Raw genomic sequence first — 25,076 nt, 5'->3', positions numbered from 1 at the left:
TCGTAACTATAGGGTTTAGCCATAGCAAATCAAATGAGAGTAGGTCATGATAATACTTCTAGTCTATGTCCTAACTGTTTTGGCGCTTGCTATAAAGTAATAAATAATTGTGAAAGATTAAGATTAGCTTTGTTATCAGGTTCTGATAAATAAAGCTCCTGATAAAGGGTAAAATTATTTTTAATATAAATACTATTTGGTTGGAGTAGTCTGTATTCAGTATCGTCTAGCCTCCAAAGCTCATATTTAATATTGTTTAATTTAAGTTAAACTTTAATACGTTCTCGAATTTGTCTAACTACTTGTTTCATATATTTAGCTCTAATTCATTAATAATGTAGTACTACTGTAATTCCATAAGTTAATTTTCGATAATTTCGCTAGTTATGGTTTGCAAAATCTCATTGATATTTTGTGAACTTATGGAACTAATACCAATTGACTCTAAACTTTCAATAGCTGCAAGATATGCTGATTGAGATTGTTATTTTTCCTCAAAATAATGCTCATCTTTATAGCCATAAAGGATATACTCAGAACCAATCTTTTTGAAAAACTGCTCAGATAGTATCAAGAGTCTTCTACTTTCAAAACAGCCCTCAAGATAACCATAAAAATAACTGATAAAATAGTTGATTTCTTGGCGAGAAAATTCTATTTCAAAAGGTTCACGAAGTATTTGAGTATCATAACCTTCAACTACCGCATATATGACAGATACAAGCGATCTGTTGCATCCTTGGCAGTTTTAGGTGATGAGCGTTCAAACTGGCGACCGAATCAATTTGGTTACAACCTTTTTGGCTGTACGGTTGAATTCACATTTCCAATTGTCAAGTTGTTAGACTATCAACAACGTCAATCAGAATTAGAAGCCAGCCGAAACCCGTTGGCGACTGTGGTGATGGCACACCTAAAGGCGATGGAGACACGCAATGATAGAATAGAGCGCAAGCAGCAGAAATTGGTTTTAGTACGTAGGTTGTACGAACAGGGCTTAAAACGGGAAGATGTTATTAACTTATTTGGGTTCATTGACTGGATGATGACTCTACCAACCCAACTAGAGGCAGAATTTTGGCAAGAATATCGTGATTTTGAGGAGTCTTTAAGTATGCAGTACGTTACTTCTGTTGAACGATTTGGTATTGAAAAAGGTAAGCTTGAAGCTTTGTTGAAAGGTATAGCCTTGGGATTAAAGCTCAAATTTGGAGAATCGGGTCAAGATTTATTCCCCGAAATCGAATCTATCCAAGATGTAAACTTGCTAGAAACCATCTTGGAGGGGATAGAAACAGCAAGTACTGTTTCACAATTGCGTCAAATTTACCACTTGCACACAACAAACACGCAACCAGAAGTTTGATCTGCTTCACTTTGGTCATTTAGTTTCAGGCAATTGGTGTGAGTCCTTTAGAGATACTGAGCTTTAGGTAAGGGACTAAAATAAAAAGTAGTAGAAGTGACTGAATCGTTCGCTTGAGAAAAAACACTTATAGTGTGGCAATGTCCAAAAATAAATCAGCCAAAAAACAAAAACCAAATGGATTTGACAGCCAATTTCAACAATTAAGGATTGGGCAATTTTATCGCTTAATGTCCCAAAAATATGGGGTTGGTTGCAATACAGTTCAGTTAAGCATTTCTTCCTTCTCTCTGTGTTCTCTGCGCCTCTGCGGTTCGTTAAAAAAAATTAACTTTCACAAAGAGTTTTAGCCTTAACTGAACCGTATTGCGACTAAACCCGGCATCAATGTAGCTCCATAAGTGGTAGGCTAATCGGCATTTAAGCTGGATAATATAGCAATCCGATTTAATTTTTAAAATTATTTGCGTGGTGCACGCAGCGCAAGCGCGATAGTCAGGCAACAGGCACTCTTGTCTATTACAAGAGTGCCTGTTGCCTCTTTTTTTTAAAATCAAATATGTGTCCTATATAAATGCAGCTTAAATGCCGATTGAGATTAACTATGCCATCACCAACCAAAAACTTTTTAATGCCGAAACAGGTCAGTCAACTACAACAAGCTCTTAAGGAAAGCCAGCTACCACATGATGTGCCGAGTTTCCCCAAAATTTGGGTTACTACCTGTCACTCGTACCAAAATATTCTGAATATCTGCGCTAGGGCTTACAAAATAAGCCCCACATCCCTCACTGACATTAAATTCTCCATAGCTGTGAAAAAGATTGATTTGGCGAATTGCACCATTTGTAATTGCTTCAACCGCTTGTCCCTGATAGTTGCCTATAACTTGAGAGGACTCAGTGCTAAGTGTGTTATCAGGTAGGATATTACTTTGCTGTGTCTGGGTTTTGCTAGTGAAGATACTGAAACTTAAGCAGATCAGAAACCCTGCTAATCCGAACTGCAAACACCTATTTAATCTGTATTTGATTGTCATTGAGTGCCATTCATATAGATTACTTGAGTATCTAATAAAACTGCACCTTTAAACGATAGACAAGCGAATATTCGTTAATTATGCAGTTTTCTGCAATGGTGCGATCATGTTCCTGCATTTTCCAGGTATGAAAACTGCACGCAAACAAGCAGAAAAGGTGGATGTGTAGCATGAGTATGTCGCATTAGCATATCCGCTCAATAAATTGGGGTAGTGCAAAAAAGAAAATGTAGATAGATGCACAGAGCGTGGTAAAACATATCACATGGCGCAAAAGCAATCACCAGAAAAACAAGTGGAGGAATTGTTGCTCCCCCATCGACCCATCACAGTTTGCAGATGAATCATTGTGGCATACATTAACTGTTCTGCTAAACGTAATAGAGCAGCAACAATAGAGATTAAAGAACTACATGAAGAAAACCAAAAATTGTGGGACGAAAACAATCGTCTTAAGGGTGAACAGGGGAAACCAAATATAAAAAGCAATAAACAAAAAGGTTTCCAGAGCAATCATTCATCCGAGAAAGAACGACATACTCCAAAAAACATACTACAAGTAGCAAAAATAGGAGTATAAAAGTAGACAGGACATCCATTGTTGATTACCCATCGAGTGAGTTACCATCTGATGCACAGTTCAAAAGCTACGTTCGCGGGGCGTCTCGAAGAGAAGAGGTAATCATTCAAGATATTTCACTTAAAACTGATAACATATTATTCCGGAAAGAAAAATATTACTCGCCAAGTGAGGGAAAAACATATACGAACCTATCCCACTAATAAGATTTGTGCTACAAAGCTTAAGCTGATTGAGAACTAAAAACCAAAAATCAAGGTTTTCCAGCACATTTTACGAAAATAAGTAGGGAATTTTATAATACTGGGATAGGTTCACCGTATTGGCGGTGGGGATAGGGTGCTGGGTTAATACTGAAGAATTAGAAATAGAGAATTACAACCAATTACCCAGAAGAACATAAGGTGCCCAAAAATATGGGCGATTTTCTTTCGCTAGAATTGCAAGTTGAGCACGTTGCAAAGCTTGAGCTTTAGTGACTCCAGCATCCAACTGGCGATATAGTTCACCCATAAATTCACTAGTAGACTCATCATCTATTGTCCACAAAGTAGCTAATGTACTACGTGCGCCTGCTCGTACCGCAACTCCAGCTAACCCCAAAGCAGCTCGTTTGTCTCCCGTGGCAGTTTTACAAGCACTAAGTACGAGTAATTCAATTGTTTCTGGTCGGCTTTCGCCTCTAGCCCGTAGTAAACTATCTAACTCCCTAACTTTTAGTAGGCTATCCCAGGTAAGAATATAGGTTTGTTCGATATCTGAACTAAATTGCCCATGAGTAGCTAGATGCACTATTGAAAAGGGGGTAGATTGAATTTGGTTTTGCAGATTAGCTTTAGTGAACTCTTGATTTAAGAGTTCTTTGCTTGATTTAACTGAAGATTGAACTTGTTTTAATTCTTGTGTAACATTTGAAAGTTCCGAAAAAGATTTACCTTCAATCAAGCGTTCTTGCTCAACTCCAGCAATTAAAACGTTTAGCCGCACGTTGTTTAAAGATTTAGGAGCAAGGAGTTGTAGTCCAGGCATCAAAGAGATAGCATACTTTTCTATCAGATATTTCTGCTGTTGTTGATCATAAAGAATCGCCATTGGTATATTCCGCAAAGAACCATCCAGCACAAACACTAAGGAAGTTATACGTTTGTTTGCAAAATCTGATTCAATAGGTTTAATTAACCAGTCATATAACTGTTGTGAGCGTTGTTTAACATCAGGCTCTCGGCTAGCAACGGGCAAATCTTTCTGTAGTTGTTCTACAGTTTTTTCTAATACATCTTTAGGTACTTTAGTTGTTTTACGGTAGATTGTATCTTGTCCTGGCAACCTAGTAATAATTTCTAGCCGATTATCTAAAATAATTGGATAGATAACAGCTGTGGATTTTTCTTTTTCAACTAATTTATCAAGGTCAACTCTTGGTAGCAAACAGGGCGAACGAAAGAAATTATCTAATTCTGCTAATTGAAGAGATTCGATTACCTGACGAGCTTGAACAAGATTATCTGGCTTTTGAATTGGATTTTCTTGAAGTTGCAACAGTAAATCGACGTACTGTCGATATACAGGTTCTATACTTTCGCGGAAAGAAAATTGTACGTCAGGATTAATCGCAACTAAATCATTACGAAGAGACTTGAGAGCGTTGTAAGCTCGACTATAAGCATCTGTTGCTGCCGGGATATTGGATTGCTTTTGCAGTATCCGCCCCATCTGCCAATGCCATTGATAAGCAATGTCTTGGGCATCAATGGACTCAGCTTCTACCAAGGCTTGCTGTGTAAGACCTTTGGCATCAGATAACTGTCCAGTTTGTTCGTACAGTTCGCCAAGAATACCAAGGGCATAAGATTCGGTTCGTTGATCTTTTAAACTCTTAGCTACTTGGACAGCTTGCGCTAGCATTTTAGCAACATCTTTTGGCTCAACTGAGTTTTGTTTCATTTTGCTCAAACTTTGGGCAAAATTAATCCGGTAGTTAACAGCCGTGCGACTTGCAGGCAAATTGTCTATCTGAGACTGAATTTGCGGCAATAAAGCTTTTGCTGTACTAACTTCCTCTTGCTCTACCAATAGTCTTAATAAATTCAGTTGAGCCTGGAGCCGCACAGTGGGTATCGCAGATCCAATCTGCACTGCTTGTTGATAGTATTGGATTGCTGTTTGAGCATAATCCTTAGCACTGCTTGAGTTCCCTAAATTTAGTTGAGCGTAGATTTGAGCGCGAGCTGTATTACCTAAACTCAGTAAAGCATCACTTTGAGCGATCGCATCTCCTGCCCGTTTAGCCACAGAATAACTTTCTTCTAAGGTTTTGTGCGAATCGCTTAAATAGCCCAAACTCCGCAATACATTGCCTATACTATATAATCCTCTAGCTTTAACAGGAGAATCTGCTTGTTTTTGCAGATTTTCTCGTAGTGAGGTTAAAGTGTGATCTGCTTGGAGATAATTCCCCAAAGCTTGCATTGCTTGGGCTTGATTAATGTGATTGCGAGTTAGCGCTGATATATCATCTAAATGCTGATAAATTTTAGCTGCTGATTGCCAAGTACTTAGGGCTACTTCAGTTTGTCCCTGTGCTAACTCCAGCCCACCTCGAACATCTAAAGCTTGAGCAAAGACTTGCGTTAGCGCAGCTCCTCCTGCGGAGGCTCGCTCTTGTGAAGAATCTGAATCTTCTAGACTTTGTAATAATTTAATAGTTCGTGAGATAGTTTCATTCGCTTGTTGCCATTGTCCTAACTGCTGATACGCTAAGGAAAGGTTAGTCAAAGCTATAGCTTCATTCAATAGATTATTAGTAGCTTTAAATTCGTCTGCTGCTTTTTTTAGAAGTTGTACTGCTTCTGTAAACTCTCCCCCTTCATAAAGTGCTTGGCTTTGCTGCACTAAACTAAAAATTTGGGTTTGGTTAACAGCAGGTTTTGTTGCTACAACAGGAAAATATAAAACTTTAGATTTGGCAAAGGCTGCTGTTAAAAAAATAGAAGAATCGAAAATAACAGATAAAAATACACAAAGAAATATAGTCAAAAATGATAATAGTAAGTATTTAAAAAGCTTCATATAAGTTACAAGATTTATTTTGTATTTATTTTGGTAATTAATTATAAAAACCATGTGGTACTCTGTGTGGCTTTGGATGAACTTGTAGCTACAACATGGCAATAGTTGTTGTAAATCGGATATTCCCCACGCAACACATTATACCAATTCTCCAAAACGAGGCAACAGATGTAGATCAGGAAAGTCCTGCTGCATCTAAGTTTCTTAATTGCGAATAGGCGAAAAAGCGAATTGCGAATTGGTATTAGCTCCTTTGTGTAAGGTTAAAACGGATTATATTGTACAAAAAAATACAGCCCATTGTCTTGCAATGTATTACCTTGAGTATCAACAGAAACTAAAGGAATACCCCACTCAACACCAGCATTAAAGTTATTGCCCTGTGACCAACGCAAACCCAAACCAACAGAAGCTAGGGTGTTAGTGTTAGTATTATTTTCATCTCTACTTGACGAATTATTCCAAGCAGTGCCAACGTCAACAAACGGGGTAACTTGCATAACTCCATCCCATTGTGGTATACGCACAATTGGTAGCCGTAACTCAACAGAAGCAAGAGCGCCATTATCTGTCAACAGGAAATCTTGACGATACCCCCGCACACTACTTATACCACCTAAACCAAATTGTTCTGAAGCTAAAAGTGTTGTATAAGCTAGTTGTACATCGCCACGAATTAACAACAAAGTATCAGGAGCTAACAGACGTACCCATTGTGCTTGTCCTCGCCAAGCGAAAAAGCGGCTGTCAGGTTCGGTATTGTTGATTGTGGCATTAAATGCACCAGTTCCCAGACTAAATTGAGAACGAGCCGCAATTACTTCTTGGCTATTACGAAGAGTCCATTCTTGAAAAAATCGCAACGCAGAAACACGGGTGTTTCCTTCTGCATCAGCCCCCGGTGAAAGTAGAGAAAGGGGAGCATCCTCCTGTTCAAACACAGAGGAGGAAATATCAGTCTCTCTGCGAGAAGCCGTGATTCCTAGAGCGAATTCTTGATTGGGAGTTTGTACCAGCGGCTGGCGGAATGTGAGTTCGTAATATTGGGAAGCTGATTCAATCTCTAGTGTATTAAAAGGACGTTCAATAATATCGGCTGATGTATTGCCATAGCTGAAGGTAAGAGTGCCATTGCGGGGATTGAGAGGCAAGCTGTAGCTGGCATCTATGGTATTACTACCGTCAGTATTACTGTATGCTAACGAGATACTATCTCCAAATCCTAGTAAGTTGGCTTCGTTAACTTGCAGTTGCCGTCGGAAGCTACCAACACTAGGGGAACGAGCATTGTCAAATACTGTTTCTACATTAAATGTATCCGCCTCTGTTACTTTGATAGCCAACAAATTAGAGCCAGGATGTGAGCCAGCAGATAATTCAGCAGACAAGTTTTGAATTAAAGGATTGAGTTGCAATAATTGCAGGGATTCTAGTAGGCGTTTTTGATTTAAAGGAGTGGATGCCCCTAAAGCTATACGGCTACGGATATAATTTGGGTTAAGTCGCCTAGTTCCAGTTATCTGGATATCCTCTAATTTACCTTCAATTATTTGGATTTGAATAACGCCATCAGTAAGAATTTGTTCAGGAATATAAGCTCCAGAAGTAACGTACCCCTCTTGAATATAAAGTTCAGTAATTTTAGAGCGAATTTCTAATAAGTCTGTAAATGTAATTGGTCGATTTGTAAAACACTCGGTTTTCTGCCTCAACCTGTATGTCAGGTTTTTTTGACTGCATTCTAGTATTTGATTAAATTTTTCTTGGCTGAATACTGTACTGCCAATAACTTCAAATTGTTTAACAGTAAAGATTTGTGATGTTTCAGGGAGTGGTTCATCTGGTATGGGAACTAGTTGATCAGGTTGGAATAGTTCGGATGGAGGAGGTAGTTGCAGTGGTGGAGAGGGTGTTGTTGGTGTTCTGGGCGAAAGTGGTTGGACATCCTGCGGTGGTGGGAGTTGTGGGAGCGAGGGAAAATTGTTTTGGGGTAGTTGTACACGATTGACTGTCTGCGCCTTACCCGGTGTAGTTGCCAGGCTACTGAGTAATATAAGCAAGCAGGATGCTGCAAAAGTTGGAGTAATTTTAGCTACCATGACATTGAATTGGGTTTTGTCTGGAAGTGTGAGGAGTAGTGGTGGATGAATTAGCACTGAGGACTATTTGTCCTTTGGCGTTTAGTACTGCACCTGTGGCTTCAACAATGCGTTTAGGAGTGGAGGTTGTTGGTTTATTAGTAACAGGTGGTAGGGAATGGTTGTTATTGTTGGGTTTAAAAGACACCCAATCTATTTGGGTTACATCTGGAGTGAGAATGTCTTTGGGATTGGCTGGTAAACCGCCGCGTCCAGTAATCACAAATCGGTTTTGGGCGTAACCTGGACTGTAGCAACCTTGGGCTACCTGAGTGTCAACTGGTATTGTTGGCAATTCAACTAAACCACTGTTGGGGTCGATACCAGGTGTATTAAGTTCTACAGTGCCTTGTGTACCAAATTCTGAACTAGCAGTGATGTCACTCAAGGGAGTTGGACTTTCACGAAACTCAATACCATATATACCAAAGGCTCGGATATCTACTCTCCCACCTATGCCTGTAAAAGCATTAGCAGTGATGTCGCTATTTTCGTTGGGGACAGCAACAATGAAGCCCGACGGAACATCAATATTAATGTTGCCACCATTACCACCAGCTTCTGCTGTGCCTGCGGTGGTGGAAATTTGAGCGCCATGACGGAGAAGGAGTAAATCAGTTTGTATGTTGATGTCGCCACCGTTACCCGATGCAGATTCGGCGTTTAGTCTGCCACTGTTATCTAGGCTAATTCTAGGTGAGGTGACGATAATATCTCCAGCATTACCCGTCATACTTTCAGAGAAAACGAACAAGCCACTGCTAAAGTTTGAACTGTTACCAGAAATGGTGATAAAATCAGCCGCATCAACTTTGATTGTGCCTGCATTGCCTTGTCCAAGGGTTTCGGCAGAAAGTCTAGCGCCATTTCGTAACGAGAATGAACCAGAATCGATAGTAATATTACCACCATTGCCAACTGTCCCTGTTTCCACGAAGCTGGCAATCCCACTAACAATACCATTTTTATCCCCAGCAATATCGACAGCACCAGTAACATTAACATTGACATTCCCCGCATCCCCCCGTCCTGGTGGTTGGGTAGCAAATGCACCACGAGTAATGGTTCCCATTTGAGCGCCATCAGTAAGTGATAGTGTTGCAGCATTGATGTCGATATTGCCACCCTTCCCGACACCTCCTGCTTGCACCGTGCTGAGGATGGAAGCATCTGCAAGGAAAACAGCATTTTTTGTACTCACTCTCACATTTCCTGCATTCCCTTGTCTAGAAGTTGAGGTAGTAAGTCTAGCGCCATTTCGTAACGAGAATAAACCAGAATCGATAGTAATATTACCACCATTGCCAACTGTCCCTGTATCCACGAAGCTGAAAATCGCACTCCTGAAATCGTTTTTCTTCCCAGCAATGTCAACAGCGCCAGTAACATTAACATTGATATCCCCTGCATCCCCCTTTCCTGGTGGCTGAGTAGCAGATGCACCACGAGTAATAGTTACTAGTTGAGCGCCATTAGTAAGTGATAGTGTTGCAGCATTGATGTCGATATTGCCACCTTTACCGACACCTCCTGGTTCCACCGTGCTGAGGATGGAAGCATCTGCAAGGGAAACAGCCTCTTTTGCACTCACTCTCACATTCCCTGCATTCCCTTGTCCTAATGTTGAGGTAGTAAGTTGAGCGTCATCTCGTAGTGAAAAAGACGCAGAATCTATAGTAATGTTACCCCCCTTGCCAACTGTCCCCGTTTGTATGTTGCTGAAAATCGAACTAAAAAGACCATTTTTTTGTCCAGCAATGTCAACAGCGCCAGTAACATGAATATTGACATTCCCCGCATCTCCCCGTCCTGGTGGCTGAGTAGCAGATGCTTCACGAGTAATAGTTACTAGTTGAGCGCCATTGGTAAGTGAAAAATAACTAGCATTGATGTCAATATTGCCACCTTTACCGACACCTCCTGCTTCCACTGTGCTGAAGATGTTAGCATTATCTGCAAGGGAAACAGCATCTTTTGCATTCACTCTCACATTCCCTGCATTCCCTTGTCCTAATGTTGAGGTAGCAAGTTGAGCGCCATCAGTAAGTGATAGTGTTGCAGCATTGATGTCGATATTGCCACTCTTACCGACACCTCCTGCTTCCACTGTACTGAAGATGTCAGCATTATCTGCAAGGGAAACAGCATCTTTTGCACTCACTCTCACATTCCCTGCATTCCCTTGTCCAAATGTTGAGGCAGCAATTAGAGCGCCATCTCGTAATGAGAAAGAACTAGAATCGATAGTAATATTACCCCCATTACCTTGTGACCCCAAACGCACATCATTAAAAACTATGCTCCCACCAGCCACTTTGATTTCCCCGGTACCATTAAGCGTAATATCTCCTGCAACAGTTTCAGGTGTCCCCAAACCTTGCCCAATACCACTGCTTAAAAAACTTCCTCCCAATATCTCTAGATTCCTGGCATTGACTGCAATATTACCGCCACCAGTCCCTTCTACGTATATCCCAGCTTGATTGGTAAGGGATACATCTGTTCGCGCAACATTCTCAGGAAATCTCAAGCTGAGATTATCACCATTTACAAATGCTACAGTACCAGGTTCGCCCAACCCTCCCAACTCAACTCGTCCACCAAAAGCATTTAATCGTCCCCCATCCATGCTGACATTACCACCTACTAGCAGTAAACTTTTACCATCTGGTACTCGTAAACCAAATGCATTAGAGCCTGCTGGATCTCTTCCTGCGAATGCAACTGAGTTATTTTGAATCGCTGCGGTTTTGATTTGATTAAATAGTAAAGCTGAAGGATTGACCGTTAGCAGCGATGAAGAACTTTCTGGATTGGAAGCACTAAAAAAACCTTGATCGCCAAATCCAATAGCATTAGCTGTAGTCCCTACAAACGAACCACCAATATCTAACCTCGCACCCCGTCCAAAAATAATTCCGTTAGGATTTATCAGAAACAAATTAGCTGTCCCTGACGTGCGAATTAAGCCATCAATATTAGAAGCTAATCCACCCGTAACCCGACTAATGATATTTTTAATATCTACAGCATTATTAAAGGAAGCAGTGCTGCCAGGAGGCACAGAAAATTCACCAAAGCTATGAAACAAATTATTTCCTGCTTGCGTTCCTTCAGTAATATTGAAGATATTACCCTCTCTTGTGACGCTAGAATTATTAGGCAAGGTGTTATCTGGAGTAATTTGAGCAAAAACATACTCTTGCCAAGAAATAATTAACATTCCACACGCGACAAAACTACTACACCAGCATCTCCAGCTTTGAGTTATCCCTGACATAGCACCTCCAATAAATCAGTAACTTTCCCGTGTGATTAGTGTTATTTTTCCAAGTTGTAATGCTGTACAATTGGCTCTTTAGCAATATCTTGTAAGCCAATGGCATTTAATAGGTCAACCCAATCTTTATTAATAGTTGCATCCTGCGGATTAGCGCGGCGCAGTTGACCTAAATTAGTTAGGGCATCGTACCAAATATTATTAGCGCTATAAGCAATGTACTCCCTTGGCTTTGCTGTCTTTAATTGACTATCAAGAACCTGAGTCAGCACCTGCCTTTGCACAAACCCATCTACATAAAAATTGTCAGATGTTTTTCCTACATCACCACAATAAATATGAAAGTACCAGTGATATTTTTTATTTGCTTTTAAGGAGTATTGCGGTTGTGGTGGTGGAGTAATGCTAATAATACCACGTTTTCCAGACAGAGTAAGAGGTGTTCGATAGACATTCTGTACATCTTGACCATCCTGCATCTGTAACACAAATTCTGCGGAACGGGCGGTATCAGGTAGTTCAGGAACATAAAACCAAAAAGTTGGATTTTCTGCAACTGTTAATGCCAAGACTGATTTCCCTCCATCCCCAGGTACTAAAGCAGTAAGACTCGCCAGGGACTTACACTTGATGTTTTGCCTTCTTTATCTAAATAATGAAGTGCTAGCTGTAAATTAAAAGCGTATTCTGCGGGACATAGAGATTTTGGAGGAGGAATCAAATATAAAAGCTGACGACGAGCAATAATTTCATCATCTGCAACAAAATCACTAAAACTTAACCGTTCCTTTGAAACTCCATCAGGTGACGGAATCCCATCACTATCACCATCATCATCAGTTGTAGCAACTTTGCACACAAAAAATAGACGATTATCCTGGCTAAAACGAGTGGCTAAATTTGGATATTTGGGATCTACAGTCCCATCACGGTAAATATCTAAACCGATAGTTCGCGGTTGGTACTTATTTAATTTATCTAATAATTGAGCAAGGGCTTGGTCAGATAACGACCATCGCATTTGCATTCCTTTATTGATTTGGTACTGAATATCTGCTTCATCAATAGTAATAATTAAAATCCGCTCGTCAGGCTTTTCTGTGACAAGTTGCGATCGCAATCGCATAAAATGGTCAAAAGCATGTAACTCCGAGGTTTGCAGATAACCCCAATACCGTACTCCCATAACCAAACTTGTTACTAAAAAGCTTGTAACCAATATTTTAAAAAGGCTCTTAGCAGTGAAAATATTTCGCTGCATCTGCCAAGTCATTGTTGCTGACAAAGGATTTTGGCAAATTACTGGCAACCAAGTTGCACAAGGATATTCATCTTCTATTCCTTCAAGCCTTTTTCGCGCCTCCCGTAGTGCAGAGTATAAAGATTGACCATTGGAAAACTCTGTTAAAAAATGTTTTAGAAATTCCTGTGCTACTAAGTCAGGAACTGGTTCACGCATGACAATAACTTGAGGAATATGTAAATCCTCTAATGCTTCTGCTAAACCTAGACCATCGCAAGAATTGAAAATTGCTAAATGTAATCCGCTTTCAATTGCTTTTTTGAGTCCATGCTTCAATTTATCTAGACTAATTGTTGTGGTTTGATTGATTTGCAGAACTCCTCTTTCTTTACTATAACTATGTCCCGCAAAAAATAAAATATTCCAATCTTTATTCCAAAGCTCGTTACTTAATTCCTTTCGTTGTGGTTCTACTAAAAATTTTATTTGAGCCTTAGTTGATAATTTCTCTAAAAATTGTCGATCTTTACTAATATCAATTCCTTGGCTATTCCCAAAAATAGCTAATATTCTAACTTCTTTTTCTTTATTATATATTTTATTTGGTCGTTGCAGCTCTATAGGGCTAAGTGCTACTTCTGCATTGGGATAGTCTTCAAAAAAGTTCCATAAATGCCAAGGTATACGCCGCAATAAATAATCATCACTTGCAATCATAAAGCAAATTTCTTCATTTGGATTTAATTGCGTGCGTAACTTTTGCTCTATTTGGCGAAACTGCTCCGAGTTGAGCCAGATATTAATTCTAAATGATAATTCCTCACATAAATCGTTAAATTCAACTTCCGAAAAATTTGTGACATCAGTCTCTTCGATTTCCAGGCGTACAGACCAACCATAATAGCGGTAGAGAGCCGAGTATAGTATTTGCCAATTTCGATAAAGTTGGGGAATTTCTGGTGCTGCTGGTAAACTACCACGAAATTCCATCGCCCGATGATCATTTGTCAATCCAAGTTGAACTGTGACATCGGGGAAGCCTTTGTAGAGGTCTCCCTTACCCAAATTTAAAACAACTAACTTACTCATTGCATTCCGACAAAAAAATGTCAGATGACGAAAGCCTCTTTGATTGTGAAATCACCATTAGACACTTGTATATTAAAGCCTTCTCCAGAATACCCTCTAAATCGTTTTAATTGAATAAAATTATCATTACTTCGTGATACAACTTCTTGGATATTTTCTCCTGATTCTGATAGTAAATTCATTCTCAGGTTAGATTGCAAATAAGCTTTCTCACCCATTGGATGTAGCTGCACTAGTATTTCTAATTTATCTTCAGAATAAGGTGCGATCGCTATTAGCAGCACTACAGATTGATTTCCAACTTGTAATCCCAAATCTATTATTTTTGCTCGTGCTACATTGCCTTCACGCTTTGATGAAATACTTCTTAAGGCAAACTTTTTATCATCTATAGTGCTGAAAACTTCTTCTAGAGCCATCCAACTATTTTCAAACAGATTCTCGAACCATTGGTTTAAATTTACCCGTATTTGGCTAGCACTGAGTGCAGGGTGAGCAACAGCATCAGGAATACAGTCGAAGAGGAAATTAAGGGGTTTGAGGCTTGATAGCGGTATTTGCTCCCAATCAGAAGGAATATTAACTCTTCTAACAAATCCCAACAACTGCACTTCATTTAACTGCTCGCTAAACTGGACAGCCACATAACCAATTCTATTTTCCATCACTTCAGGTGGTAGGGAAATTACTGTTTCACCAGGTTGAACTGGACGACACTCTAACTTACCAATGTTGGGAAGAACTAGATCGGCAACATCAAATAAAGCTCGTTTAAGAGGATGCCAACTATCACCTTCTTCTAGAGCAGTATCAATCCACAGCCATTTCAGGTAACTGTAGACAGCATAAACTGCTAGTGTATTCAAATATATTTGTTTCCCTTTTTGAGGCGTAGTTTGTTCAACAGCAAACTGGCGGGCAATGGCATGGGCTTCTTGTCCAAGTGTAATTTTTAAGCAAAGTGTTTCTGTGCTACTCATGACTATTAATTAGATTGATATCCGAGTTGAATGGCAACTTCTTGTAGGAGCGGTATTGCTTTTAATTTCCAGTGAGATACTAAAGTTTGGTAATTGATTTGGCACTCACGAGCAATATCAGTAAGCTTATCTGGTGGATTCTTAAATATGAACAGCAACCTTTGACTGAGTACTTGACAATTGCATTCAGGATGTTTTCGAGGATAACAGTTTCGTAGTTGCTTGTCTGGGTCTTGCTCAATGTAAATTGCTAAATTGGCAACTAAGCACTGTTGTGACTCCTGTTGTAGTTGTTCAAGATAAATTTCTAGCCCACTTAGAACATACGGGTTAGATGTTGTACCTAATAGCCGTCCTTGCTCTGACACTCGTTCTAACCAAGTCGTTATCTCTGCGTCAGCATCCAAAATGCTTTCATCCAAAGAAAGATGAAGTCTTTTTCCTCGATAGGAAGATGGTGAATTTAAATCTTTGATGCGCCAGTAAAGGTGGCTTTTAAGCCATTTTACTAAATCAGATCGCACTGAAGATGTACGCGGTTGAAAATTTCTAATATTGTAGCTGACCCACTCCAAACTTTGGTTTAAGGCATCTAAAAAGTGGTCGGGACAGTCTATGCTTGAGTATTTTCTAAATTCTGGTAGTCCCTGAATTAAAATTAGAAGCCGACTCATAGCTTTTCGCCATTCCCGGCTGCCATCTGGGTGTTGACACACTGCTGCAATCAATTGGCGCAGGCGTTCATCCTGATCGTCCATAAAAGCTTTAACCAATGAAAAGTACAGTAGACAGGAGATAGCCGCACAGTTATAAGCACCGCTTTATTTGACCTTACTCTTATATCAGTCAGTAATCAAAAAATTATGAAAACTTTAAAATTACACTTAAATGCTTCCTCAGATACCGCACAGAAGTAGAGCAGAGAGATTATTTAAGGCAAGTTATTCAAAATATTGCATTTTTCATAGTTAGGCAATTTTTTCGCGATGTAGAAATAGAGGCTTGACTTTGAAAGAGATTAGGACTTAGGCAAAAATAATTGAAAAGCCTATTATTCTGTAGCGGTAATTCATGAATTACCGCCACTTATGGCTATTTTGCGTAAGTCCTGGAGATTTTAAAAGCTCGGCATCAATTTGATTTTATCGATGCAAATTAAAGCTATAACAGCTTACCAGCAGTTTGAGGGTGGAAAATAATCTTTAAAACCTCATTCAATAATCGCTAGGAGTGGAAGTATGGTTTCTAACGACGGTATTTTAGAACTACGCAATTTTCAAGTCACACCGACGCATAACTGGGATCATGATATAAGCCATCGCCAGCAGAGTTTTTTGGATTTACAGAAAATCAATATAGCGTTAGAGTCAAAAGTGCAAGAGCTTTTGGCTGAATTAAGTACTGCTAAAGACCAATTGTGTCGTGATCAAGCTTTGGATCAGCAGATAGAGACAGAACTACAAAAGTCCCTTTCTTTGCTTCAGGCAACTTTAGATTCTACTGCTGACGGTATTATTGCTATCAGTTGTAAGGGAGATATTCTTACCTGTAACCAAAAATTTTTCCAAATGTGGCAGATTCCAGATTCGATGATGATGTCACAAAACCCTAACCAGTATGTAACTTTCTATAAAGACCAACTTAAAGATCCAGAAATTTTTTGCGGACGCATTCAAGAACTAGATGGTCAATTGGATTTTCGAGACTACGATATCCTGGAATTCAAGGATGGTAAGTTTTTCGAGCAATACTGTCAACCTCTGCGGTTAGGCGAACAAATTATTGGCACAGTATGGAGCTTTCGAGAGATTACTAAACAGAAACAAACAGAAGAAGAAATTCGCTTTGCTCTCAAACAACAAAAACAACTTGTTGATGTTTGTGAAAGGATGAATCTAAGAGCGGATGATTATTTTACCAAACCCTCTACAGTGGAGGAATTATTAGAAGCGATCGCTGCTCTACTGGAAAAACAAGCAGATGTGAAAGAGTATTACACTGCCCAGAAGGAACAAGTTTCACCTTCACCTGAAACTATGAAATTGCAAAATCTTCAATCGATATTTCCTTCTGATTTTCATCTCACCCAAGTCTTTGAGTACATTGAAGCAAATTACCATCAACCAATTAGCTTGCAAGATGTAGCTGTTGCAGTTGGTTACTGTCCAGCTTATTTAACGGACTTAGTACACCGACAAACTGGACAAACAGTAAATCATTGGATTATCAAACGCCGTATGGTAGCAGCACGTAGTTTACTCTTAGAAGGTAATTTGTGCGTAAATCAAATTGCTGAAGCTATTGGCTATCAGCATGAAGGTCATTTTTTCCGCCAGTTTCGTCAATATCACCAGACTACGCCCCAAGCTTGGAGAAAAGCACAGCGTACTGAATTGAACAGCAATAAATAAGTAAGTCAATTTAATTAAACATAAAATGCTTTCAGGCTCGTAGTAGCGCTTGGGCACCCAAGCGCTGCTACAAACGTTTTACTTTTTTTAGGTTGAACTACTTATAAAGTTTTTGCGTGCATTAATGGTAGATATTACTTTGTTTATTAAAAAGGAATTATCAATAAAAAATATAACCGAAAAATAAGTGAGTATTTTTATAAAAAAAAACACATTAACAACTGTTTAAAATCTTTTTATACTTTTAGCAATAAAGAGATTTATCTCTTTTGGACAAAGCAATTAATCTATACTAGGGGAGTCAATCATGTCCAATCAAAGTGTGTACAGTTTCTTTTCTCAAGTAGAACAAGATTCAACTTTAAAACAGCAAGTTAAAGCAACCACGAATAAAGATGATTTATTGAGGATTGCCCAAGAATCTGGTTACAATTTTACTGCTGAAGATATCAAGGCTTTCGTGGAAAAAAATGAGTCCGATGAACTAGACGAGGAAGAATTAGAAGCTGTTGCAGGAGGTGGTATTAAGCAAATTTGGCGTGAGGTCAAGAACACCGCTTCTGATGTTTGGGATGCAATTGTAGGATAATAAACCACTGGCTGACAGGCTATTGGTTAAATTATGCCCTCACTCCTCCCCAACTTAAGACCCACAAAGAGGCGGGGTGAGGGATTTACGACTTATTAAGTGTAACTTAAAGTCTAAAATCTATAAAATTGTCAGTCTTACCTAAAAATTCTGCATTGTAACTGCGGGCTACTCTCTTTAAGCTGCTAGATACAGTAGGATTTAGAAATCCAAGAGTAAAAAAGGCTTTATATCTAGTTTTTAAGCTTAAAGAATGTAGTTCATTCACTTGCAACCTTCTGTATGAATAACAAAGAAGAAATTTGTATTTTTTTGTTGCTGATAATTGCAGAAACTTTAGAGAATTATTTGAAATTAGTACTTGCTATTAATTCAATTCTCTTGTAAAAATTTTTACACCTAAACAAACGCTTCTAAGCGTCTTCAAAATGAAGCACTTCCATCGGTTTTTTAATCCACTTGCCTGGCCGATCGCTGCGAAAATTTCGGCAGCATTAGTTTCAGCAGTACTTATACCGATGAGCTTTACTGCCTACTACAACCTGCGGCAGAGCTTAAATAGTGTGGAGGCTGGAGAATATCGCAAACTGGAACTGTTAGCCACTAGTACTGCTAGTCGTCTCGACCAGTTAATTATTGATATCAGGCGTATTGTTGTGCAAGTTAGCAGCGATCGCAATGCAGTAAATTTCCTAACTGCTAGCATCTCTGGAGAACGAAAAGCTTTCCGCAATGAGCTACAACAAACGTTACAAAACGTCTCCCACTCTAACCCGGACTTTGATGCTGTTTTTGTAATGGATAAAGAGGGTCGATGTGTTGCAGCAACCGATCCCAAATTCCTTGGTCAAAACTACGCCTTTCGTGAATATTTCCGCTCTAGCATTCAGGGTAACTCTTACGTATCTAGTATCTTGGTGGGTGAAACAACGAAACGACCAGGAATGTTTTTCTCTTACCCAGTGCAATCACCCAATGGTGAAATTGTCGGAGTATTGGTAGTCAAGATTAAGGGAGCAGATATCTGGTCAATTATCAATGCTTTACAAGTAAGCGATGAGAGCTATGCTTTTTTAATTGACCAGCAAGGAGTGATCATCAGTCATGCCGATCAATCTCTCCTTTACCGTAGCCTTATCCCCCTCGCCCCGAATACTTTAAAACAGGTTGTGAGCGATAGGCGTTATGGTCTGGAGCAGATTCAAAGTTTGAACATTCCAGAATTAAAAGTGATGGTGAAAGCCAAACAAGCAGGTCACGCTACCTACCGCTATCCACCGCACCAGATGCCCAGGATAGTTGGCTTTGCTCCTTTAGAACAACAACCTTGGGTATTAGGAGTCAGTCAGCCGAAAGCACAGTTTGCAATTCCATTGAATCGCCTGATCTGGCTGCACGGTGGTAGTGTCCTGGTTGTGGGGGGAATCACAGCAATCATTGCGCTGCTCTTAGCGCGAAGAATTTCTCGGCCGATTCACGCACTTACAGATGCAGCTCAAGCTTTAGAACATGACAATTTTGATTCTCAGGTACAGGAACTGCATCATAAATTGGAAAGATTAGCTTGTACTCAAGATGACATCGGTCAATTAGTGCGAGTCTTCTTGCAGATGGCCGAAGAAGTGAGGATACGACATCAGAAGCTGAAAATGCAAGTCTGGGAACTGCACATTGAGATTGACGAGACTAAAAGAGCCAATAATGTCGCGGAAATTACGGAAAACGAGCATTTTCGGCAGTTACAACAAAAGATCCAAAAGCTTAGAGAACACGAAGTAATTGTCAGTGAGACTGAGACTGATTACTACCGGAGATTGCAGACTAAGGTGCAATCGATGAAAGAGCGATCGCTAACTAGTGAGGCATAAATATGTCATCCGAAGACGAACTGATATCACGAGAGGAAGTGTTAGGAGGTTTACCTGCTAAACGAGCGAATACAATACTGTTTTTAATCGAGAGTCGGACGGCACAGATAGTAGTGCGATCGCGAGTCGAGTTTTCCCTCACCGAGCAAGCTGCAACAGAGCGCGATTTAGCTTTTTTAGAAGCCTTTGCTTTGGGAAATGCCCCACCACTCCACCCCACAATCCAGCACTTGGAACGTTACGCTAGTCAATGGGCATCCTTGGTGCCGGAAAATCCCAGACTAAAAGCTGCTATTGCTCATGCCCTGAGCCAGAAATACACTTTCACCTATCAAACAGTGCCTCACATCAGGACAGCTTTGGGTTTGGATGAGAAAGCAGTGCAGATGGCTTACTCGCGCTTCTACAGAAAACAACTGTTAAGCATCTTTGCATCTAAATTACCCCCGATTGAAAAGTGGCGCTGGATGACAGCAGCGATCGCTTTACGTGTGGAATCTCTTCCACCCTTTTGGCTAGCTTCCATAGTTACAGTTGCTCTAGGTCTTCCCCAAGCCTTCTTAGCTTTACCTATTGCTGTTGCTGATGTAGGGCCATTGGTTACTATTGCCTTCTTGCTGATCATTGGCACTATCAACATCCTGACAATGGCTTGTATGGCAGAAGCTGTTGGGCGCAGTAGCGACTTCCGTTATGGCAATTCTTTTATCAAACAATTAGTATCTAATTATTTAGGAAATACAGGTTCTTTTATACTTTCTTTAGCAGTTGGTATCCGTGTTTTTCTGATTGCATTAGCTTGCTATATTGGTTTATCGGTGACAATGGCAAGCTTCACACCCATACCAGCAGCATTGTGGGCAGTGTTGTTGTTTGGTGGAGGATTGTATTTGCGATCGCGCAAATCTTTAAATTTTACCGTTGCCTTAATGGTATTACTGGCAGCAATTAACGTAAGTTTACTCCTAATTCTTTCACTGCTTGCATTGGGTCATATACAACTAGAAAACTTATTATATGTAAACTTGCCCTTTGTTAATGGTCATTCTTTCCAACCGCAGATACTACAACGGATTTTAGGTGTGAGCCTCATGCTCTACTTCGGTCATGTATATGTAGGAGAATGTGGTAAACTAGTACTTCCTCGTGACTCTAGTGCTACATCCTTAATTTGGGGTAGCGTCGCGGGAACAGCTTTTTTAACTGTTCTATTTTGCATTTGGGTCTTAGCAGTCAATGGAGCAATTTCGCCACAATTGCTAGCTGGACAATCAGGCACTGCCTTGGAAGCCCTGGCACTACAAGTAGGTTCCATCGTCACAGTTTTGGGAGCAGTTTTAGTTACCCTGCTTTTGGGAATGGCTTGGCTGCGTAGTTCCAGCCTCCTGGTCAACCTAGTTAAAGAGTGGCTACCCGCCCGACCTAAACCGATTTTAAGGTTGCCTCGCCAGCAGGCAATATTAATATTCCATCCCTGTGGGAACCTTAACCGTATACCTCATATTGGTTTAACCTATTTGGGATTGGAAGACACTAAACCAAAGTTTCGTCTAGATATTCAGTTGAATGGCAACCTCCACTCTATAGACATTGCATTCACTGAACGTTGGGAGCTTAAAGAGCTACTAAATCAGTTTCCAGACTTAGGTAAATGGGACACACGTCTGACTCTAGAGGTACGCTCTTTTAACCAAGATAACGTCTGTCTGCAAGTTACTTCACCTATGTTGTTAGTCTATGAGGGAGATTTAAAGGCTGATGTTAGCAATCTTACTAATGAACGTCACAAGCAGACAGGATTCTGGAAAAACATACTAAACCAACATCATTTATTTCTATCGATTAGCCCATTACTGCTAGTCTTCTTGCTAACCGAGTGGCTTTTTCTAGCTGGTACGCAATCCTTTACAAGTGTACTTGCCTTTGCTGGTGTACTTGGTAACTCCCTTGTTGGTGGTATTTTCCCGGTTTTACTGTTGGTTTCTAGTCGGCGCAAAGGGGAGTTAATACCAGGAGTGGTTTTCAAGATTCTCAATCATCCATTGTTCAGCGTGGGTATGTACAGCTTATTTTTAGCCATCCTACTTGTTCACGGCCTTTTCATTTGGGAAAATTCCCTGGCGCGAATCTGTGCATTGGGCATTGCTGCATTGTCCTTGGGGGCAACTTTAATAATGAAACGCTATGGTGCATTCGCTTCCCGTGTGGTGGTAGAACTGCGAGAAGATCAGCAGCAAGGAGGGCGATCTTTGTTCACTATTACTGCTGGCGGGCAACCAAAAATAGTAGAAGTACTGCTGGGATATGCCGAAGGTGAGCAACATCATCAAACAGCAGCTATTGAGATGCCATCACTTTCATCCTTACGCTATGCCACCTTCCAGTTACCAAGTATGGGGGAAACAGAATTGAGAGTTTGGGCACACAAAAGTAACTCACAGCTTAATTCTCAAATTCTGCCAGCACTTGTAGAAGTGCAGAATGGGAACAAGAATATGCAATTTGACTTGAAGCTTTCTAATGGAAGAATTTTGCTACCTCTAGTGAGCGATCGCTGCTGGTTAAAGTTTACCTTTCCAGAGCGATCGTTGTCTTAAAAAAGGGAGTAGGGGAGGCAGAGGGAGAATAACTAATGACCAATGACAAATGACAAATGACCAATGACTAATAACTAATGACTAATGACTAATGACTAAGAGGTAATATATGGCACAAATTATTTCAGTTCACTCATTCCGTGGCGGCACTGGTAAATCAAACTTGATTGCCAACATAGCGTCTACTATCGCACTTCAAGGGCAACGTGTAGGTATTATTGATACTGACATCCAATCACCAGGAATTCATGTAATTTTTGGTCTTGATGAGAACAAAATGGTATATACCCTCAATGACTACTTATGGGGGCGCTGTAATATTCAAGACGCAGCCTATGATGTTACCCATGCTCTAATTGCAGAACAGAGACATACAACAAAAGTCTTGGGAAATCTTTACTTGATTCCTTCTAGTATTAAGGCGGGTGAAATTGCCAGGGTTTTACGTGAGGGGTATGATGTAGTTCGGCTTAACGATGGTTTTCAGGAACTCATTCGGACTCTAAAGCTGGACTATTTGTTAATTGATACTCACCCTGGACTGAATGAAGAAACCTTACTTTCCATCGGTATCTCTAATATTCTAATAATTATCCTGCGTCCAGATAATCAAGACTTCCAAGGTACTGCCGTGACAGTGGATGTAGCTCGTAAACTGAAAGTACCAAAAATGCTAATGGTAATCAATAAGGCGTTACCATCCTTGGATTTTGCAGACTTGCGAGAAAAAGTAGAGAAAATTTACAACGTTCCTGTAGCTGGAATTTTGCCCCTTTCAGAAGACATGGTGCAGTTAGCTAGCAAAGGTATTTTCAGTCTGCACTACTCTGAGCATCCCATCAGTCAGGCAATTAAAGGGATTGCAGATAAGATTACAGGTTTAGTTGTTAGTCGTTAGTTAGGAGTTAGGAGTTGGGAGTTAGGAGTTAGGAGTTAGGAGTTAAGAGTTTCTCTGACTTTTCACATCATGTGGAAAAACCCACGAAAAACCTAACCTCTTTCCCGACTAATGGGGAAAATTCAAAGTCTCTCTCCTTTTAGGAGAGAGATTTAGAGAGAGGTTTTCCAGATACCGTGAAAAGCAATGGCGAATAGAATGATACTGTTGGTCAATTTACTTTCTTGTTAAACCCGCCATCCCTAAAATCATGATTTTGCGTTACTTTCCCGCCCTGCAATAAATTGATTGCTCATAGCTAAAGTGCATTTCAACGCACTGAAATTAAAGAAATTAAGATGGATTGGATCTGATGGGTTAGACTCCCTACCAATTCGCCAAAAGTATCATAGAATTCACGGCTATACAAACGAAATCCCCGGAGGCGGACTAAGGAGAAATTGAGGGTTTGAAACCTACGGAGGTGGGGCTTGTATAGATGAGGTTTCTAACCGCCCATTTAACGTTAAGTTTACACCAATCACCTCCCCCTACCCTTCTACTCCTCTCTTTCAAAATGAGGCTTATCTATGATTGACCAAGAATCATTTCGTACTGATGTTCTGACTTACTTTGGAGCAACTGCTGCTCAAAAGGAGGAACTATTGATATACAACCAAAACGTTTTTAAGCGCAACAGCTCAATTAATTCCGTCAAGTTTCCCTTAAATCCTGAACCCCATATAGCAACTTGGGAGGAATACGCAATTGCAGCAAAAGTTATCGGAGCATTTGAGGTACTCAAGAAGCGCTTGGTGCAGTTGAGATTTCCTATTCAAGAGGGGATAAGCCAGACACAAGCGTATCGAACTGCCACTCGTAAGGGTGTCTTAGTAGATGGCATGGCAGAGGCGACTGGTTTAATCTTGCAACAACCTCAGCAACTCCAATTAATACTACATCAAAGTTTAGCTGGAACTATCCCAGTGTTGTTAGTTAGAAACAGAGAGGATTTTGTCTCTCTAGTACAAGCCCTGACACAACGAAACGAACCCCAGCCAATCCCTGCGTCTATGGGAGCCTGTATAGTTAGTGGGTTTAACAACTGGGATAGAATTCGTCAGTATCGCCGACAATGGGAAACTCTAAATTCTGGTAATTGCTCTGAAACTAACTGGACAGCAGAGTTTCAACGGTTAATACCGCAAAAACAGCTTTATCAAGATACATTTATTATTTTGAGTGACGGCTTCTATAGCAACGTTTATCCGAGCAACTTGGGGCTTGAAGAATCCCAATGGCAGCGTTTATCTTTGACAATTCGGCTGGAACATGAATGTACTCACTACTTCACACGTCGCTTGTTTGGCTCGATGCGAAACAATATACTCGACGAGCTAATTGCCGACTACAGGGGTATTGTAGCCGCTATAGGATATTACCCTGCCGATTGGTTCTTGTACTTTCTGGGGTTGGAGTCTTTTCCTAATTACCGGGAAGGAGGCAGACTGCAAAACTACCGGGGTCAACCTCCACTTTCTGATGGAGCATTTGAGATTTTACAGGCGTTAGTGAAAGCAGCCGCCGAAAATTTGCAACGCTTTCATACTGAATATACAAGTGAAGCAGTTATCAATAACCAAGCCCAGATATTAGTTGCACTATCTTATCTAAGATTAGAGGAATTAGCTGCCCCAGAAGCCACCTCGCACATCCAAAAAACTTTAAACAATTTACCAACAACCCTGCCCATATAGGTCTGTGGGGGAGTCTTTTCCAGTGGTGATACAGCGCTGCACCTGTGTGTTTTTCTTCCTTATCCTTAACAAAACATCGGGTAATTCATTTATGAGAGAAGTTGGCTCTCCCAGACTAAATATGTTAAATTAACAACAGAAATGCCAGTTTAGTAAAATCCTTCTCCTAAAACTATTAAAGTTAGTTAAGCCA

General features: G+C 40.2%; 16 protein-coding genes. 8 read left to right on the top strand and 8 right to left on the bottom strand.

The genetic code is table 11. The features are described 5' to 3' along the window. Positions 1-679: 679 nt before the first annotated feature. Positions 680-1,366 carry a hypothetical protein gene (locus V7L05_RS22040; protein WP_335167121.1) on the top strand — a complete coding sequence of 229 codons (687 nt, stop codon included), beginning with the start codon at positions 680-682 and terminating at the stop codon, positions 1,364-1,366. A 679-nt stretch (positions 1,367-2,045) separates the two neighbouring features. On the opposite strand, the gene V7L05_RS22035 is transcribed toward V7L05_RS22040, so the two are convergent. Then, the gene (locus tag V7L05_RS22035; RefSeq protein ID WP_335167120.1) at positions 2,046-2,405 is read right to left on the bottom strand and encodes a two-partner secretion domain-containing protein; all 360 of its coding nucleotides are present in this window, start codon (positions 2,403-2,405) and stop codon (positions 2,046-2,048) included. Between the two features lie 349 nt (positions 2,406-2,754). On the opposite strand from V7L05_RS22035, the gene V7L05_RS22030 reads away from it, so the two are divergent. Beyond that, complete coding sequence (locus V7L05_RS22030; RefSeq protein WP_335167119.1) at positions 2,755-2,985, top strand: hypothetical protein; 231 nt, start codon at positions 2,755-2,757, stop codon at positions 2,983-2,985. A 375-nt stretch (positions 2,986-3,360) separates the two neighbouring features. Here the strand turns inward: V7L05_RS22030 and V7L05_RS22025 are convergent, their stop codons facing one another. The 7 genes from V7L05_RS22025 to V7L05_RS21995 form a co-directional block, all read right to left on the bottom strand. Continuing rightward, positions 3,361-6,054, bottom strand: coding sequence for a CHAT domain-containing protein (locus V7L05_RS22025; RefSeq protein ID WP_335167117.1), 2,694 nt, complete (start codon positions 6,052-6,054; stop codon positions 3,361-3,363). 263 nt (positions 6,055-6,317) lie between these two features. Next, positions 6,318-8,153 (bottom strand): ShlB/FhaC/HecB family hemolysin secretion/activation protein, encoded by a 1,836-nt coding sequence (locus V7L05_RS22020; RefSeq protein WP_335167115.1) that lies wholly within the window; start codon positions 8,151-8,153, stop codon positions 6,318-6,320. Next, positions 8,143-11,472, bottom strand: coding sequence for a two-partner secretion domain-containing protein (locus tag V7L05_RS22015; protein WP_335167114.1), 3,330 nt, complete (start codon positions 11,470-11,472; stop codon positions 8,143-8,145). Before V7L05_RS22015 ends, V7L05_RS22020 begins: the two co-directional genes overlap by 11 nt. A gap of 41 nt (positions 11,473-11,513) precedes the next feature. Next, the gene (locus tag V7L05_RS22010; RefSeq protein WP_335167123.1) at positions 11,514-12,089 is read right to left on the bottom strand and encodes a DUF928 domain-containing protein; all 576 of its coding nucleotides are present in this window, start codon (positions 12,087-12,089) and stop codon (positions 11,514-11,516) included. Further along, positions 12,068-13,804 carry a CHASE2 domain-containing protein gene (locus tag V7L05_RS22005; protein WP_335167112.1) on the bottom strand — a complete coding sequence of 579 codons (1,737 nt, stop codon included), beginning with the start codon at positions 13,802-13,804 and terminating at the stop codon, positions 12,068-12,070. Before V7L05_RS22005 ends, V7L05_RS22010 begins: the two co-directional genes overlap by 22 nt. Before the next feature lie 20 nt (positions 13,805-13,824). After that, positions 13,825-14,784, bottom strand: coding sequence for a DUF1822 family protein (locus tag V7L05_RS22000; protein ID WP_335167110.1), 960 nt, complete (start codon positions 14,782-14,784; stop codon positions 13,825-13,827). Between the two features lie 5 nt (positions 14,785-14,789). Continuing rightward, positions 14,790-15,542 carry a hypothetical protein gene (locus V7L05_RS21995; RefSeq protein ID WP_335167109.1) on the bottom strand — a complete coding sequence of 251 codons (753 nt, stop codon included), beginning with the start codon at positions 15,540-15,542 and terminating at the stop codon, positions 14,790-14,792. Between the two features lie 480 nt (positions 15,543-16,022). Between V7L05_RS21995 and V7L05_RS21990 the strand changes: the two genes are divergently transcribed. The 6 genes from V7L05_RS21990 to V7L05_RS21965 all read left to right on the top strand — a co-directional run bounded on the left by V7L05_RS21990 (position 16,023) and on the right by V7L05_RS21965 (position 24,883). Next, a complete protein-coding gene (locus tag V7L05_RS21990) occupies positions 16,023-17,195 on the top strand; it encodes a helix-turn-helix domain-containing protein (RefSeq protein ID WP_335167107.1) in 1,173 nt (390 codons plus the stop codon). A 307-nt stretch (positions 17,196-17,502) separates the two neighbouring features. Then, positions 17,503-17,784: a Nif11-like leader peptide family natural product precursor gene (locus V7L05_RS21985; protein WP_335167105.1), complete on the top strand. Its 282-nt coding sequence runs from the start codon at positions 17,503-17,505 to the stop codon at positions 17,782-17,784. 428 nt (positions 17,785-18,212) lie between these two features. Next, positions 18,213-19,652 carry a PDC sensor domain-containing protein gene (locus V7L05_RS21980; protein WP_335167103.1) on the top strand — a complete coding sequence of 480 codons (1,440 nt, stop codon included), beginning with the start codon at positions 18,213-18,215 and terminating at the stop codon, positions 19,650-19,652. Between the two features lie 2 nt (positions 19,653-19,654). Beyond that, positions 19,655-22,249 (top strand): hypothetical protein, encoded by a 2,595-nt coding sequence (locus tag V7L05_RS21975; RefSeq protein WP_335167100.1) that lies wholly within the window; start codon positions 19,655-19,657, stop codon positions 22,247-22,249. A 109-nt stretch (positions 22,250-22,358) separates the two neighbouring features. Continuing rightward, positions 22,359-23,147: a MinD/ParA family ATP-binding protein gene (locus V7L05_RS21970; RefSeq protein ID WP_335167098.1), complete on the top strand. Its 789-nt coding sequence runs from the start codon at positions 22,359-22,361 to the stop codon at positions 23,145-23,147. A gap of 569 nt (positions 23,148-23,716) precedes the next feature. Beyond that, positions 23,717-24,883: a DUF7005 family protein gene (locus tag V7L05_RS21965; protein ID WP_335167096.1), complete on the top strand. Its 1,167-nt coding sequence runs from the start codon at positions 23,717-23,719 to the stop codon at positions 24,881-24,883. Positions 24,884-25,076: the final 193 nt, after the last annotated feature.

Origin of the sequence: Nostoc sp. (assembly GCF_036917755.1) — a bacterium.
Classification (GTDB): Bacteria; Cyanobacteriota; Cyanobacteriia; order Cyanobacteriales; family Nostocaceae; genus Nostoc.
This window is presented reverse-complemented; position numbering and strand designations above follow the sequence as displayed.